The organism is Streptomyces sp. NPDC034085, assembly GCF_055575555.1.
In genome coordinates, this window is record NZ_JBVISL010000002.1 from 899,275 (window position 1) to 914,979 (window position 15,705).

10 protein-coding genes are annotated in these 15,705 nt (G+C 72.2%); 5 read left to right on the forward strand and 5 right to left on the reverse strand.

The window, feature by feature from the left end:
* Positions 1–50 precede the first annotated feature (50 nt).
* Together ACZ501_RS09550 and ACZ501_RS09555 are read left to right on the forward strand one after the other, a co-directional pair.
* Positions 51–440, forward strand: a complete 390-nt coding sequence (locus tag ACZ501_RS09550) for a MerR family transcriptional regulator (RefSeq protein ID WP_361605654.1) — start codon at positions 51–53, stop codon at positions 438–440.
* 82 nt (positions 441–522) lie between these two features.
* A complete protein-coding gene (locus ACZ501_RS09555) occupies positions 523–867 on the forward strand; it encodes a thioredoxin family protein (RefSeq protein WP_361605651.1) in 345 nt (114 codons plus the stop codon).
* Here ACZ501_RS09555 and glgB read toward each other — a convergent pair.
* The 4 genes from glgB to ACZ501_RS09575 all read right to left on the reverse strand — a co-directional run bounded on the left by glgB (position 857) and on the right by ACZ501_RS09575 (position 8,527).
* Positions 857–3,220: a 1,4-alpha-glucan branching enzyme gene (gene glgB, locus ACZ501_RS09560; RefSeq protein WP_468793637.1), complete on the reverse strand. Its 2,364-nt coding sequence runs from the start codon at positions 3,218–3,220 to the stop codon at positions 857–859. The genes ACZ501_RS09555 and glgB overlap by 11 nt on opposite strands.
* Positions 3,217–4,674: a maltokinase N-terminal cap-like domain-containing protein gene (locus ACZ501_RS09565; protein ID WP_468793641.1), complete on the reverse strand. Its 1,458-nt coding sequence runs from the start codon at positions 4,672–4,674 to the stop codon at positions 3,217–3,219. The genes glgB and ACZ501_RS09565 overlap by 4 nt, the downstream gene beginning before the upstream one ends.
* Positions 4,675–4,829: 155 nt before the next feature.
* Positions 4,830–6,536, reverse strand: a complete 1,707-nt coding sequence (treS, locus tag ACZ501_RS09570) for a maltose alpha-D-glucosyltransferase (protein WP_361605645.1) — start codon at positions 6,534–6,536, stop codon at positions 4,830–4,832.
* Entirely contained in the window at positions 6,533–8,527 is a 1,995-nt protein-coding gene (locus ACZ501_RS09575) for an alpha-1,4-glucan--maltose-1-phosphate maltosyltransferase (RefSeq protein ID WP_468793644.1), read from the reverse strand. The genes treS and ACZ501_RS09575 overlap by 4 nt, the downstream gene beginning before the upstream one ends.
* Before the next feature lie 331 nt (positions 8,528–8,858).
* Here ACZ501_RS09575 and ACZ501_RS09580 point away from each other — a divergent pair, with 331 nt between their 5' ends.
* The 3 genes from ACZ501_RS09580 (at position 8,859) to ACZ501_RS09590 (ending at position 12,947) form a co-directional block, all read left to right on the forward strand.
* On the forward strand, positions 8,859–9,458 hold the full coding sequence (locus ACZ501_RS09580; RefSeq protein ID WP_361605639.1) for a GNAT family N-acetyltransferase: 600 nt from the start codon (positions 8,859–8,861) through the stop codon (positions 9,456–9,458).
* Positions 9,459–9,598: 140 nt separating this feature from the next.
* Positions 9,599–12,235 (forward strand): alpha-glucan family phosphorylase, encoded by a 2,637-nt coding sequence (gene glgP / locus ACZ501_RS09585; RefSeq protein WP_468793647.1) that lies wholly within the window; start codon positions 9,599–9,601, stop codon positions 12,233–12,235.
* A 205-nt stretch (positions 12,236–12,440) separates the two neighbouring features.
* Positions 12,441–12,947, forward strand: a complete 507-nt coding sequence (locus tag ACZ501_RS09590; RefSeq protein WP_362455923.1) for a hypothetical protein — start codon at positions 12,441–12,443, stop codon at positions 12,945–12,947.
* Between the two features lie 145 nt (positions 12,948–13,092).
* On the opposite strand, the gene ACZ501_RS09595 is transcribed toward ACZ501_RS09590, so the two are convergent.
* A complete protein-coding gene (locus ACZ501_RS09595; RefSeq protein ID WP_468793650.1) occupies positions 13,093–15,360 on the reverse strand; it encodes a M4 family metallopeptidase in 2,268 nt (755 codons plus the stop codon).
* Positions 15,361–15,705: the final 345 nt, after the last annotated feature.

Consider the following 15,705-nt stretch of genomic DNA (forward strand, 5'->3'; position numbering starts at 1 on the left):
GCGCCCGCTCCCCTTTCCTTGACGTCGGCGTCAGGGAATACGGTCGGGCCATGCGCATCGGCGAACTGGCGAAGCGGGCCGGGACCAGCACCCGGACGCTCAGGTACTACGAATCACGCGGGCTGCTCGCGGCCCGCCGCACCGGCAACGGCTACCGCGACTACGACGAGGACGACCTGCGCCTGCTGCGGCAGATCCGCACCCTCCAGGACTTCGGCTTCGAGCTGGAGGAGACCCGGCCGTTCGTCGAGTGCCTGCGCGCCGGCCACCCGGCCGGCGACTCCTGCCCGGCCTCGCTCGCGGTGTACCGCCGCAAGCTGGCCGAGCTGGACGGCCTGATCGGCCAGCTGGCCGACGTCCGCGAGCAGGTCGCCCGCCAGCTGTCCGCGGCCGAGGAGGCCGCCGCGGAAGCCGTACCGCGCTGTGAGATGACCGGCTGACCCGCCGGCCGCGGGCGTCCGCCCGCGACCGGACGCGGCGGGCCGCCGCGTCACCAGACATCGGACGTGAGAGGGGAACGACATGATCCACGCCAAGGGTGTGGCAGAAGTGACCGACGAGGACTTCGCGGCGGAGGTGCTGGCCGAACGGGGCCGGCCCGTACTGGTGGAGTTCACCGCGGACTGGTGCGGCCCCTGCCGCCAGCTCGCCCCCGTGCTCTCCGCCATCGCCGCCGAGGAGGCGGCCCGCCTCAAGGTCGTCCAGATCGACGCGGACAGCAACCCCGGCGCCGTCACGCGCTACGGGGTGCTGTCCATGCCGACCATGCTCGTCTTCCGCGACGGCGAACCCGTCAAGCAGGTGGTCGGAGCCCGCGCCAAGCGCCGGCTGCTTCAGGAGCTCGACGAGGTGTGGCTCACGGCCTGAGCCAGACCGTCGCCATCGGCGGGAGCGTCATCCGCAGGCTCACCGCACGCCCCTGGGCCGGCACCGGCTCGGGGCGCAGCGGCCGGGCGTGGTGGACGCCGCTCCCGCCGTACGCCTCCATGTCCGTGTTGAGGACCTCCCGCCACTGCGGCACCTCCTCCGGGACCCCGATCCGGTAGCCGTGCCGGACCACGGGGGAGAAGTTCGACACGCACAGCAGCTGCGAACCGTCCTGCGCGTACCGCAGGAAGGCGAACACGTTGTCGTCCGAGGCGTCCGCCTCGACCCACGCGAAGCCCTCCGGCACCGAGTCCCGCTCCCACAGCGCCGGAGCCGCTCCGTACGCCCGGTTCAGGTCGCGCACCAGGTCGCGCACCCCCCGGTGGTCGCCGGCCGCCGGATACGCCGGGTCCAGCACCCACCAGTCCGGTCCGTAGGCCTCCGACCATTCCGAACCCTGCGCGAACTCCTGTCCCATGAACAGCAGTTGCTTGCCCGGATGGGCCCACATGAAGCCCAGGTAGGCGCGGTGCGTGGCCCGCTGCTGCCACCAGTCCCCCGGCATCTTCGACACCAGCGCGCGCTTGCCGTGCACCACCTCGTCGTGCGAGATCGGCAGGACGTAGTTCTCGCTGAAGGCGTACACCATCGCGAAGGTCATGTCGTGGTGGTGGTACTTGCGGTGCACCGGCTCCTTCGACACGTACCGCAGGGTGTCGTGCATCCAGCCCATGTTCCACTTCAGGCCGAAGCCCAGGCCGCCCGAGTCCGTCGGCCGCGTGACCCCGTCCCAGGCCGTGGACTCCTCCGCGATGGTCACCACTCCCGGGCAGCGCCGGTAGACCGTCGCGTTCATCTCCTGGAGCAGCGCCACCGCGTCCAGGTCCTCCCGGCCGCCGTGCTCGTTCGGCGACCAGTCGCCCTCGTCGCGCGAGTAGTCCAGGTACAGCATCGAGGCCACCGCGTCCACGCGCAGCCCGTCCACGTGGAACTCCTGGCACCAGTAGACGGCGTTGGCGACGAGGAAGTTGCGGACCTCCTTGCGCCCGTAGTCGAACTCCAGCGTCCCCCAGTCCGGGTGCGCGGCCCGGCGCGGGTCCTGGTGCTCGTACAGCGGCCGGCCGTCGAACTCCGCGAGCGCCCACTCGTCGCGCGGGAAGTGCGCGGGCACCCAGTCGACGATCACCCCGATCCCGGCCCGGTGCAGCGCGTCCACCAGCAGGCGGAAGTCGTCCGGGGTGCCCATCCGCGAGGTCGGCGCGTAGAAACCGGTGACCTGGTAGCCCCAGGAGCCGCCGAAGGGGTGCTCGGCGACCGGCATGAACTCCACGTGCGTGAAGCCGAGCTCCTTGACGTACGCGGGGAGCTGGTCGGCCAGCTGCCGGTAGCTCAGCCCCGGCCGCCAGGACGCCAGGTGCAGCTCGTACACCGAGAACGGCGCCTGGTGCGCCGGGCGGGCGGCGCGCGTGGCCATCCACTCGGCGTCCTGCCACACGAACCGCGAGGCGGTGACCACCGAGGCGGTGGCCGGCGGCACCTCGGCGTACTGCGCCATCGGGTCGGCGCGCAGCGTGTGGCTGCCGTCCGGGCGCGTGATGTCGTACTTGTACAGGGTGCCCTCGCCGACACCGGGCAGGAACAGCTCCCACACCCCGCTGGAGCCGAGCGAGCGCATCGGGTGGGCGAGCGAGTCCCAGTACGAGAAGTCCCCGGTGACCCGCACCCCCTGGGCGTTGGGCGCCCACACCGTGAAGCGGGTGCCGGCCACGCCCTGGTGCTCCATCGGCCGGGCGCCGAGCGCCGTCCACAGCTCCTCGTGGCGGCCCTCGCCGATCAGGTGCAGGTCCAGCTCCCCCAGGGCGGGCAGGAACCGGTAGGGGTCGTCGACCTCGATCTCGACGCTGTCGTACGCCACCAGCAGCCGGTAGTCCGGCACCCCGGTCAGCGGCAGCAGCCCGGAGAACAGCCCGTCGCCCTCGTCGAAGAGCTCGGCCCGCAGCCCCTTGGCCACGACGGTGACGGTCTTCGCGAACGGGCGCAGCACGCGGAAGACGACCCCGCCGCGCTGCGCACGGGCACCCAGCACCCCGTGCGGGTCGTGGTGGCGGCCCTCCAGCAGCCGGGCCCGCTCCTCCCCGCCCAGCGGGGGCGCCGGCCGGACCCCGTGCGGCGGGGCGGCGCGGCGGGCCCGCGGGGCCCGGGGGCGCTTGGCGGGTCCGGCCCCGGGATCGCTTGCCGCCACGGCCTCGGGCTCGGCTGCGGGATCGGCTGCCGCTACGGCCTCGGGCTCGGCTGCGGGTTCGGCTGCGGCTTCCTCGCGGACGGTCGGTGACGGCTGTCGTGCGGCGCTCACGCGAGCGGCCTCCTCGGGGGCTTCGGATGCGGGGCGGGGGCGGTGCCGGGAACCGGCGGGGGCATGCGGTGTGCGGGCCGCTGCGGCTCCGACAGCCGGCGGATCGCCGCCATCGGGACGTGCAGCCAGTCGGGGCGGTGCCGGGACTCGTAGCGGGCCTCGTACACCGCCTTGTCGGTCTCGTACGCCCGCAGCAGGACCGGGTCCTCGCGCGGGTCGCGCCCGGTGGTGCGGGCGTAGCCCTCGCAGAACGCGGTCCGGCAGGCGTCCGCCCAGGCCGGGGCGAAGGGCCGGTGCGAGCGGGCGGCGTAGTCGAAGGAGCGCAGTATCCCGGCGACGTCGCGGACCGCCGGCTCGGGGCGGCGGCGGTCGGCCAGCGGCCGGGCCGGCTCCCCCTCGAAGTCGATCAGCGCCCAGCCGCCGTCGGCGGTGCGCAGGGTCTGGCCCAGGTGCAGGTCGCCGTGGATGCGCTGGGCGTGGACCCCGGTGCCCCGGGAGGCGGCCAGCGCGTCGAAGGCGCCGCGCAGCCCGGCCTCGTACGGCCGCAGCGCGGGCACCTCGCGGCAGGTGGCGGCCAGCCGGGCGGTCATCCCCGCGGCGAGCCGCGCGGTCTGCTCGGGGCCCAGGGCGACGGTGGGCAGGGCGGCCGCGAGCGCGCTGTGCACCTCGGCGGTGGCCCGCCCCAGCGCGTGCGCCTCGGCGGTGAAGTCCGCGCCCGCCCGGAGTCTGCGCAGGGCCAGCTGCCAGCCGTCGTCGGAGCCGCGCAGGTAGGGCTGGAGCACGCCCAGGGTCAACGGTTCTCCACTGGCCGGCTGGGCCTCGTACCAGGCGACCGGGGCGGGTACGCGGGTGCAGCCGGCGGCGGCCAGGGCCCTCGGCAGCTCCAGGTCCGGGTTGACGCCGGGACCGACCCGGCGGAACACCTTGAGGATGTACGCGTCCCCGTAGATCAGCGAGGAGTTGGTCTGCTCCCCGGACAGCGGCCGGGGGGCCAGTCCGGCCGCGACGGGCGCGTCCGGGTCCCGGTCGAAGCGGAGCGGGCCCAGCGCCCCGGGGGCGCGCAACCGTTCCAGCAGCAGGGCGGCCAGCCTGGGGTCGCCCAGCGCCTCGTACACGGCCCGGCCCGCGTACGGGCCGTCCGGGGCGTGTCCGATCAGCGCGGGCGCGAGGGCGGGCGGGAGCGGGGAGGGGCGGATGCCCAGCAGGAGCTGGTAGCAGTCCCCGTCCACGTCCAGGAGCAGGTGCAGCAGTTGGGGGGTGGTGCCCGGCGGCAGCAGTTCGGCCGCCGAGACGGCCTCGATCCTGTCGATCCGGCGTCCCTTGCCGGCGAACCAGCGCTGTGCGGGCAGCCAGTCCCGCAGCATCGGTTCGAGTACGGCGGTCGCGGCTCTTCCCGTGATACCGGCGGCCCGGTCGGCCGTGAGCCGGCTCCGGGCGGATGCAGCCTCCGACATGGCGTCGCGTCCTTTCCCCGGGCCGTCACAGAATGCGCAGAGTGTCCCGGATGTGCGGCAGTTGCTACTCCGGTATGTGCGAGTGTCGGGTCAGGATGATCCGTACAGGGGGCGGGCCGTTGACCCAAAGGAGTGCCCGCCCCGTACCCGGTCCCTCAGTCGGCGCGCTGGTCGCTGCGGAGCCGGAACCAGTAGAAGCCGTGGCCCGCCAGGGTCAGCAGGTACGGCCACTCGCCGATCGGCGGGAAGCGCACGTCACCCGTGAGCTCCACCGGAACCCGCCCGTTGAACGACCGCAGGTCCAGCTCGGTGGGCTGCGCGAAGCGCGAGAAGTTGTGCACGCACAGCACCAGGTCGTCCCCGAACTCGCGCAGGAACGCGAGCACCGCCGGGTTGGACGAGGGCAGTTCGGTGTACGAACCGAGCCCGAAGGCGGGGTTCGCCTTGCGGATCTCGATCAGCCTGCGGGTCCAGTGCAGCAGTGACGAGGGCGATGCCATGGCCGCCTCGACATTGGTGACCTGGTACCCGTAGACCGGGTCCATGATGACCGGCAGGTTCAGCCTGCCCGGATCGCAGGAGGAGAAACCGGCGTTGCGGTCGGGAGTCCACTGCATGGGCGTGCGCACGCCGTCGCGGTCGCCGAGCCAGATGTTGTCGCCCATGCCGATCTCGTCGCCGTAGTAGAGCACCGGCGAGCCGGGCAGCGACAGCAGCAGGGCGGTGAACAGCTCCATCTGGTTGCGGTCGTTGTCCAGGAGCGGGGCGAGCCGGCGCCGGATGCCGATGTTGGCCCGCATCCGCGGGTCCTTGGCGTACTCGGCGTACATGTAGTCGCGCTCTTCGTCCGTGACCATCTCGAGGGTGAGCTCGTCGTGGTTGCGCAGGAAGATGCCCCACTGGCAGCGGTCCGGGATCGCCGGGGTCTTGGCCAGGATCTCGGAGACGGGGTAGCGCGACTCTCTTCGTACGGCCATGAAGATGCGCGGCATGACCGGGAAGTGGAAGGCCATGTGGCACTCGTCCCCGCCCTTCGCGAAGTCGCCGAAGTAGTCGACGACGTCCTCGGGCCACTGGTTCGCCTCGGCGAGCAGCACGGTGTCGGGGTAGTGCGCGTCGATCTCCGCCCGGACGCGCTTGAGCAGCGCGTGGGTGCGGGGCAGGTTCTCGCAGTTGGTGCCCTCCTCGGCGTAGAGGTAGGGCACGGCGTCGAGGCGGAAGCCGTCGATGCCGAGGTCCAGCCAGAAGCGCAGCGCCGAGATGATCTCCTCCTGGACGGCCGGGTTCTCGAAGTTGAGGTCCGGCTGGTGCGAGAAGAAGCGGTGCCAGTAGTACTGCTTGCGCAGGGGGTCGTACGTCCAGTTCGAGGTCTCGGTGTCGATGAAGATGATGCGGGCGTCCTGATACTGCTTGTCGTTGTCGGCCCACATGTAGTAGTCCCCGTACGGTCCGTCCGGGTCCTTGCGCGACTGCTGGAACCACTCGTGCTGGTCGCTGGTGTGGTTCATGACGAAGTCGATGATCACGCGCATGCCGCGGGTGTGCGCGGCGTCCACGAACTCCACGAAGTCGGCGAGGTCGCCGAACTCGGGGAGCACGGAGGTGTAGTCGGAGACGTCGTAGCCGCCGTCTCGCAGCGGTGAGGCGAAGAACGGCGGCAGCCAAAGGCAGTCGACGCCGAGCCACTGGAGGTAGTCCAGCTTCGCGGTGAGCCCCTGGAGGTCCCCGACGCCGTCGCCGTTGCTGTCGTGGAAGGAGCGGACGAGGACCTCGTAGAAGACCGCCCGCTTGAACCAGTCGGGATCGCGGTCCTTGGCGGGGGTGTCCTCGAAGGTGTCGTGGACGGGATCGTTGATGATCATGTGGTGGGTGACCCTCCGGTGGGCGGGGACGGTCGCAGGGCGGCCAGGACGTGCGCGGGGCTGCGGCCCGGTTCCAGGCGCACGTAGTTCGCCCTGCCCCAGTGGTAGGTGTCGCCGGTGAGCTCGTCGCGCACCGCGAGGGACCCGTGCCAGTCGAGGCCGAGTACCGGCATGTCCAACGAGACGGTCGCCTCCTGGGTGTGGTGCGGATCGAGGTTGACGACCACCAGTACGGAATTGCCTCCGGAGTGCTTCGAATAGGCGATCACCTGTTCGTTGTCGGTCGGGTGGAAGTGGATGTCGCGCAGCTGCTGGAGGGCGGGATTGCGCCGGCGCACCCGATTCAGCGTGGTGATCAGCGGGGCGATGGAGCGGCCCTCGCGGTCGGCGGCGGCCCAGTCGCGCGGCCGCAGCTCGTACTTCTCGGAGTCCAGGTACTCCTCGCTGCCCTCCCGGACCGGCTCGTTCTCGCAGAGCTCGTAGCCCGCGTAGACGCCCCAGGTGGGGGAGAGGGTGGCGGCGAGGACCGCCCGGACCTCGAAGGCGGCCCGGCCGCCCTTCTGGAGGTACTCGTGGAGGATGTCGGGCGTGTTGACGAAGAAGTTCGGCCGCATCACGGAGGCCGAGTGGGTGCCCGACAGCTCGGTCAGGTATTCGGTCAGCTCGGCCTTGGTGTTGCGCCAGGTGAAATAGGTGTACGACTGCTGGAAGCCGACCGAGGCGAGCGCGCGCATCATGGCGGGCCGGGTGAAGGCTTCCGCCAGGAAGATCACGTCGGGGTCGGACTTGTTGATCTCCGCGATCACCTTCTGCCAGAACACGACCGGCTTGGTGTGCGGATTGTCGACGCGGAAGATCCGCACGCCGTGGTCCATCCAGTGGCGCAGGATCCGGACCGTCTCCTGGACGATGCCGGCCATGTCCGCGTCGAAGTGGATCGGGAAGATGTCCTGGTACTTCTTCGGCGGGTTCTCCGCGTACGCGATGGTCCCGTCGGCCCGGTGGCGGAACCACTCCGGGTGCTTCTCCACCCACGGGTGGTCGGGGGAGCACTGGAGGGCGAAGTCGAGGGCGATCTCCATGCGCAGGTCACGGGCGCGCGCGACGAAGGCGTCGAAGTCCTCCAGGGTGCCGAGGTCGGGGTGGACGGCGTCGTGGCCGCCCTCCGTCGACCCGATCGCCCAGGGCACGCCCGGATCCCAACTCCCCGCGGAAAGCGTGTTGTTGGGGCCCTTGCGGAAGGTCGACCCGATCGGGTGGATCGGCGGCAGGTAGACCACGTCGAAACCCATGGCGGCGATGGCCGGCAGCCGCTCGGCGGCGGTGCGGAAGGTCCCGCTGACCGGGGGCTTGCCGGGCTCCAGCACCGCTCCCTCGGAGCGGGGGAACATCTCGTACCAGGAACCGAAGAGGGCCCGCTTGCGTTCGATCATCAGGGCCAGCGGCTTGGCGGCCGTGACCAGCTCCCGGTACGGGCGCCGGGCGAGCGCCGCGTCCACCGCGGGCGCGAGCGCGGCCGCGTACCGCTGCGCGGCCGGGCGGTCCTCGTCGCGCATCGCGTCGGCGGCGGCCAGCACGGCTTCGCGGCCGTCCCGCTTGGGAATCCTGGCGGCCGCGCGCTCGTAGAGCTCCGCGCCCTCCAGGAGGGTCAGCCCGGTGTCGAGGTCCGCCGGGATCTTCACCGCGGCATGGGCCCGCCAGGTGGCGACCGGATCGCTCCACGCCTCGACGGTGTACGTCCACCTCCCCTCGACCTCGGCGGACACCCGCGCCCCCCACCGGTCGGTGCCGGGGGCGAGTTCGCGCATCGGGACCGGTGGGCGCAGCCGCCCGCTCGGGTCCCGCAGGACGACATGGGCGGAGACGGCGTCGTGGCCCTCGCGGAACACGGTGGCGGAGATCTCGAAGACCTCGTCGACGACCGCCTTGGCGGGTCTGGCGCCGCAGTCGACGGCGGGGCGGACGTCCAGCACGGGAATGCGACCGATCATGATGGGATCACCTGGGGGCAGTTCGCAGGGCTCGGTGACGGGCCAGCCGGAATCGCGGCTGGTAGTGCACGCTCTGTTCGCTCTGTTTCTAGCCGCTCGGAAGACGGCTGGGCTGCGGGCATGGCCGCTCCTGTCCGCGTTCACTCGGGTGGCGGGGAAAGGTTGTGGGCGGGTGCGCCGTGCGTGTATCGCGTGTACCCGCTCAGCCCTTCCCATTCACGACCCGCCCAATCCGAGCTCTCGGCCAACTACTCGTACGTAGCCGGAAGCGACCCGTCGGCGAGCGGCTCGGCGTGCGCCGAGGCTCCGTCAAGTCGGCGAGAATGTACCGGTGGACACCGGAACCCCGCCCGCCCCCCGAGTTTCTCCGACCGCTTCCGCCCCCTGGGGCACGGCCGCCCAGCCCATGTTCGCGCTGCCCTGCGGGATGGTGCTGAGGCCCTGGCGGGAGGCGGACGCCCCCGTGCCGGCTGCCGCGTACGAAGACCCTGACATCCGGCACTGGAACCGGCCGGAGCCCGAGACCCCCGCCTCGGCGGCCGCCCGGATCGCCCGCTGGAACCGGCGGTGGACCGAGCAGCGGGCGGCCGTCTGGGCGGTGGCCGCGTCACCCGGCGCCCCGGCCGTGGGCCTGACCGGCCTCGCCGACGTCGACGCGGCGGGCGGCAGCGCGGAATTCGTGTACTGGTTGCTGCCGGCCGGACGCGGCCGCGGTGTCATGCCGCAGGCGGTGGCCGCGGTGTCCGAGTGGGCCTTCCGCACGGCCGGCCTGCACCGCCTGCGGATCTGCCATTCGGTGGCCAACCCGGCCTCCTGCGCCGTCGCCCTGAAGGCCGGCTTCCCCCTGGAGGGCACGATGCGCGGCGCCCTGCGACACGCCGACGGCTGGCACGACGAGCACCTGCACGCCCGCCTGGCGACCGACGCCTGACGACCCGTCCGCGACGCCTGGCCGGCAGGAGGCGGGATGGCCGGGGAGCGGGAGACGGCCTAACCTTCCGGGGGGCGACGCGCGGGCACACAGCGTGGTGCGGTCGCTCCGATCCGTCATCCCCTGCCAAGGTGGAGCGTGTGAAGGCCATCCGTCGATTCACCGTGCGCCCCGTCCTCCCCGACCCCCTGATGCCGCTCTCCGACCTCGCGCGCAACCTGCGCTGGTCTTGGCATACGGAAACCCGTGAACTCTTCCATTCCGTCGACCCCGAAGGCTGGCAGGCCGCCGGCGGCGACCCCGTCCGGCTGCTCGGCGCCGTGCCCGCCTCCCGGCTCGAGGAACTCGCCGGCGACCGGCGGTTCCTGCGGCGGCTCGCCGTCGCCGCCGCCGACCTCGAGGACTACCTCCACGGCGGGAGGTGGTACCAGACCGCCGAGAACCACGCCGAGCTCCCCGCCGCCATCGCCTACTTCTCCCCCGAGTTCGGCATCACCGCCGCCCTGCCCCAGTACTCCGGCGGTCTGGGGATCCTCGCCGGGGACCACCTCAAGGCCGCCAGCGACCTCGGTGTCCCGGTCATCGGCGTCGGCCTGCTCTACCGGCACGGCTACTTCCGCCAGTCGCTCTCCCGCGAAGGCTGGCAGCAGGAGCACTACCCGGTGCTGGACCCCCACGAGCTGCCCCTGTCCCTGCTGCGGCAGGAGGACGGCGCCCCCGCCCGGGTGTCGCTGACCCTGCCCGGCGGGCGGTCGTTGCACGCGCACATCTGGCAGGCCCGGGTGGGACGCGTACCGCTGCTCCTGCTCGACTCCGACGTCGAGGACAACGACCCCGCCGCCCGCGACGTGACCGACCGCCTCTACGGCGGCGGCAGCGACCACCGGCTGCTCCAGGAGATGCTGCTGGGCATCGGCGGGGTCCGCGCCGTGCGGACGTACTGCCGGATCACCGGCCACGCCGACCCCGAGGTATTTCACACGAACGAGGGACACGCCGGCTTCCTCGGCCTGGAACGCATGAGGGAACTGGAGGGCGAGCACGACCTCGGCTTCGACGCCGCGCTCGAAGCCGTCCGCGCCGGAACCGTGTTCACCACGCACACCCCCGTCCCCGCCGGCATCGACCGCTTCGAGCGCTCGCTCGTCGCCCGGCACTTCGGCGAGGGCGGCGAGCTCCCCGGCGTACCGGTCGAGCGGATCCTGGAGCTGGGCGCCGAGTCGTACCCCGGCGGCGACCCCGGCGTGTTCAACATGGCCGTCATGGGCCTGCGCCTCGCCCAGCGCGCCAACGGGGTCTCCACCCTGCACGGCGCGGTCAGCCGGGGCATGTTCGCCGGGCTCTGGCCGGGCTTCGACGCCGCCGACGTGCCCATCGCCTCCGTGACCAACGGGGTGCACGCCCCGACCTGGGTCGCCCCCGAGGTCATGCGGCTCGGCGCCCGGCAGATCGGGGCCGGGCGGACCGAGGACGCCCTCGCGGTGGGCGCCTCCGCCCGCTGGGACGCCGTCGCGCAGATCGCCGACCAGGACGTGTGGGACGTACGCCGTGCCCTGCGCGAGCAGCTGGTCCAGGAGGTGCGCGACCGGCTGCGCGCCTCGTGGAAGCAGCGCGGGGCCGCCGACACCGAACTGGGCTGGGTGGACTCCGTCCTCGACCCGGACGTGCTCACCATCGGCTTCGCCCGGCGCGTGCCCTCGTACAAGCGGCTGACGCTGATGCTGCGCGACCCGGAGCGGCTGCGCCGGCTGCTGCTGGACCCGGACCGCCCGGTGCAGATCGTCGTCGCGGGCAAGGCGCACCCGGCCGACGACGGCGGCAAGCGGCTCGTGCAGGAGCTGGTGCGCTTCTCCGACGACCCGCGCGTGCGCCACCGCATCGTCTTTCTGCCGGACTACGGCATGGCCATGGCGCAGAAGCTCTACCCGGGCTGCGACGTCTGGCTGAACAACCCGCTGCGGCCCCTGGAGGCCTGCGGCACCAGTGGGATGAAGGCCGCCCTGAACGGCTGCCTGAACCTGTCGGTCCTGGACGGCTGGTGGGACGAGTGGTTCGAGCCCGACTTCGGCTGGGCCATCCCCACCGCCGACGGGCTCGGGACGGACGAGGACCGCCGCGACGACCTGGAGGCGGCCGCCCTCTACGAGCTGATCGAGGAGCGGGTCGCGCCCCGCTTCTACGACCGGGACGGGCGGGCCGGCCTGCCCGTGCGGTGGATCGAGATGGTCCGGCGCACCCTGGTCTCCCTGGGCCCGAAGGTGCTCGCGGGGCGGATGGTGCGGGAGTACGTGGAGCGGCTCTACGCCCCCGCCGCGCTCTCCCACCGGGCCCTGACCCCGCCCGCCGCCCGGGACCTCGCCTGGTGGAAGGGGCGCGTCCGGGCGTCCTGGCCGCAGGTCGCCGTCGAGCACGTGGAGGCCGTCGCCGCCACGCCCGTGGGCGGTACGGCCGAACTGGGGGCCACCCTCACCCTGCGGGTGCGGGTGGCGCTGGACACGCTCGTGGCGGAGGACGTGGAGGTGCAGGCCGTCGCGGGCCGGGTCGACGCCCAGGACGTGATCCGGGACGGGCGGGTCTTCCCGCTCAAGCCCGCCGCCGGGCCCGACCTGGACGGCCGCTGGGTGTACGAGGGCCCGCTCGCCCTCGACCGCACCGGGCCCTTCGGGTACACCGTGCGGGTCCTGCCGGCGCACCCGCTGCTGGCGACCCCGGCCGAACTGGGCCTGGTCGCCGCCCCGGTGGACACCGGGGAGCGCGGCGGGGTCCTGCTGCGCTGAAGGCGCCCGGCCGGCCGCGGCCGGCCGGCGTCCGCCGCCCCGGTGCCCGTACGTCCGTACGGGCACCGGGGCGGCCGCGCGCCGGGAGGGTGAACCTTCGAACGCGCTGTGCATGGCGGCCGCCGCGGCCGCCCGGTCCGCTCCTAGGCTGCCCCGGGACGTCCACCGGAACAGGTCTCCCCGCACCCGAGAAACGGACCTTCACATGCGTCTTCGCTCCACCGCCGCGGCCGCCCTCCTCGCCTCCCTCGCGCTCGTCCTGCCCGCCGCCGGCCAGTCCCTCGCCAACGACCACGACCGCGACACCCTCGGCGAGCTGCGCTACCGGTTCACGGACGGCAACGGCGACGTGCGCCGCGCGTCGATCGAGCCCGCCGACAACGACACCTGCTACCGGCTGACGCACACCTCGTCGAACCGGTCCGCCTTCTGGGTGGAGAACGACACGGAGTCCATCGCCGTCCTCTTCCGGGACAGCACCTGCGGCGGTGAGGCCCAGGAGGTCCTCGAACCCGGGGAGCGGGCGCGCGACCTGTCGGTGCGGTCGGTGCTCTTCAAGCCGAGCGGACACCACCACGGCAACCACGACGGCCGTGACGACTGGTCGGACGACTGGTCGGACGACGAGGACCGCGGCATCGCCCGCCCCGGGCAGGGCCGCGGCCCCGTCGGGGGCGACTACGTCCGGAACGTCCTGCGCCGCGTGGGCTGAGCGGCGCGGGGCGAACGGAAGGGCCCGCCACCCCGTGCGGGGTGGCGGGCCCTCCTCGTGGAACAGGGCCGCCCGGGGAGGTCTTCTCCCGGGCGGCCCCGTGGTCTGGCGGTTCAGCGGTGGTTCACATCCGGCCCCGGCGGGGTCAGAAGGTGAGCTTCCAGCTGTCGATCTTGCCGGTGTCCAGGCTCGCGTTGTCGTTGACCCGGAGCTTCCACACGCCCTGGGCGACCTCGGTGGAGGCGTCCACCGTGTAGCTCTTGACGATGTTGTCCGCACTGCCGCCGGAGCGGTTGTGCAGGTTGTAGACGCTGCCGTCGGGCGCGACCAGGTCGACCTTCAGGTCACCGATGTAGGTGTGGACGATGTTGATGTCCACCTTGAGCGTGCTCGGGGCGTTGCCGGTACGGGTCACCGTGATCGGGGACTCGACGGTCGCGTTGTCGGCGATCGCGTAGTCGGCGGTGTTCTCGAACACGTTCTGCTGGGAGGTGCCGACGGTCCAGGTGAAGGACGCCGTACCCGTCTTGGCCGCGGAGTCGGTCACCGTGACGGTCACGTTGGACGTGCCCGCGGTGGTGGCCGTACCCGAGATCAGACCGGTCGAGGAGTTGATCGACAGGCCGGCCGGCAGGCCGGTCGCCGCGTAGCTCAGCGCACCCGGGTTGGTGCTGGTCGCCTGGACCTGGAGGCTCACGGCGGTGTTGACCTGGGTGGTCTGGTTGGCGATCGGGCTGACCGTCACGCCGCTGGTGACGCGCGCGCCGACGTTGATGGCGGCCCAGGCGTTGGCGACGTTGTTGTACGTGGCCGAGCCCTGGCCGTACAGGTCGGCGGCGGCCCTCAGCGTCTGGACGCGGGCGTCGGCGTAGTTGGTGGTCGACTTGAAGTAGCCCACCGTCAGCGCGCGGAACCAGATCTTCGCGGCGGCCTCGCGGCCGATCGCGGTGACCGGGAGGCCGTCGGAGGTCGGCGAGTCGTAGCTCACGCCGTTGATGACCTTGGCGCCGGAGCCCTCGGAGGCCAGGTAGAACCAGTGGTTGGCCGGGCCCGAGGAGTAGTGGACGTCGACGCCGCCGATGCCCGAGTACCAGGCGTCCTTGGAGGAGCCGTCCTTGCTCGGCTTGTCCATGTAGCGCAGCGGGGTGCCGTTGCCCCGGATGTCGATCTTCTCGCCGACCAGGTAGTCGCCGACGTCCTGCGGGTTGTTGGCGTTGAACTCGACCGCCGCCGCCATGATGTCGGAGGTGGCCTCGTTCAGACCGCCGGGCTCACCGCTGTAGGTCATGTTGCCGGTGACCGAGGTCAGACCGTGGGTCATCTCGTGCGCAGCCACGTCGATCGAGGTGAGCGGCTTGGTGTTGCCGTCGCCGTCGCCGTAGGTCATGCAGAAGCAGCTGTCGTCCCAGAAGGCGTTCACGTACGCGTTGCCGTAGTGGACCCGGCTGTACGGGGCGACGCCGTCGTTGCGCAGGCCGTTGCGGCCGTGGACGTTCTTGTAGTAGTCCCACGTGACCTGGGCGCCGTAGTGGGCGTCCGCGCCGGCGGTCTCCGCGTTGGAGGCGGCGCCGTTGCCCCAGATGTCGTCCGGGCCGGAGAACAGCGTGCCGGTGCCGGAGGTGCCCCGGTTCAGGTTGTAGGTCTTGTGGCTGCCGCGGCCGGCGTCGGTCAGCGTGTAGCTGCTGCCCGACTGCGAGGTGCCGAGGGTGACCTGGCCGCTGTACTGGGTGTTGCCGGTGCCGGTCTCGATGGCCTGCCACTGGGTGATCTTCGCGCCGGTCTTGGCGTTGGTGATCACGTGCAGCCGGCTCGGGGTGCCGTCGTCCTGGAGGCCGCCGACGATGGTCTCGTAGGCCAGGACCGGAACGCCGTCCGCGGCCCAGACGACCTTGCGGGCGCCCTTGTCGGCCTTCGACTCCTTGGAGCCCTCGGCGTTCGCGGCGGCGACGGCCTGGCCCTCCGCAGCGGACGGGGTGACCGTGGCGTCGGTGTCCGAGACCTTGATCTCGTGCTGGGTCGCCTTGGTGACGCTCTTGGTGACGCCGCTCTTGGCGTGGACGGTGAGGTCACCGCCGAGCACGGGCAGACCGTCGTAGGTCCGCTCGTACGTCGTGTGGGTGGTGCCGTCCGCGTCCTTGACCACATCGCGGACGATCAGCTTCTCGCCGCCGCCGAGACCGAGCGCCTTGGCGGCCTGGGCGGAGGTGGAGTTGGCCTCGGCGAGGAGCGTCGCACGCTCCGAAGCGCTGAGTACGAGGTTGGCCGCGCCCGGGTTGGGCTGGGCCGCCGTGCGGGCCTGCGACGCGGTGGCGTCGGCGGTGGCGGTGCCGGACTGTATGCCTACGGCGAGCAGGGCCGCCGCGGCTACGAGCGCGCCGGCCGCGGTGGCACGCCTCTGGGGGGTGGGACTCAACGCAGACTCCTTCTGCAAGGGGGGGTTCCGGATGGCTGGGTGGGCCTCCGGGCAGATCAGGGCTGGTGCGATGAACGGATCGAAGAGTGCCAGCTGCGGGCTGTGATGTCAGGGCCACATCAAAAGGTTGGCTGGAAACAGTTCGTTGTCCGAAGATGCGTATCCGGTATCCGGACCATTCACCTTCGTGTGGGAAGGGGGCCGGTGGCGGCCGGTGCGGCTGCCGCCGGGTGTCAACGCCTGGGCAACGAGAGGTCTCGTTCACACGAACGGCACCTACCGTACGGGTGTTTGTCGTACTGTTTGCCGGTGCGACAGACGCCCGCCGCCAGGGGAAGCGGTGGG

Excerpts from the sequence above, each read along its gene's own strand:
- ACZ501_RS09550 (WP_361605654.1), top strand. The coding sequence starts at position 51 with ATGCGCATCGGCGAACTGGCGAAGCGGGCCGGGACCAGCACCCGGACG.
- ACZ501_RS09555 (WP_361605651.1), top strand. The coding sequence starts at position 523 with ATGATCCACGCCAAGGGTGTGGCAGAAGTGACCGACGAGGACTTCGCG.
- ACZ501_RS09565 (WP_468793641.1), bottom strand. The coding sequence starts at position 4,674 with ATGTCGGAGGCTGCATCCGCCCGGAGCCGGCTCACGGCCGACCGGGCC.
- treS (WP_361605645.1), bottom strand. The coding sequence starts at position 6,536 with ATGATCATCAACGATCCCGTCCACGACACCTTCGAGGACACCCCCGCC.
- ACZ501_RS09575 (WP_468793644.1), bottom strand. The coding sequence starts at position 8,527 with ATGATCGGTCGCATTCCCGTGCTGGACGTCCGCCCCGCCGTCGACTGC.
- ACZ501_RS09590 (WP_362455923.1), top strand. The coding sequence starts at position 12,441 with ATGCGTCTTCGCTCCACCGCCGCGGCCGCCCTCCTCGCCTCCCTCGCG.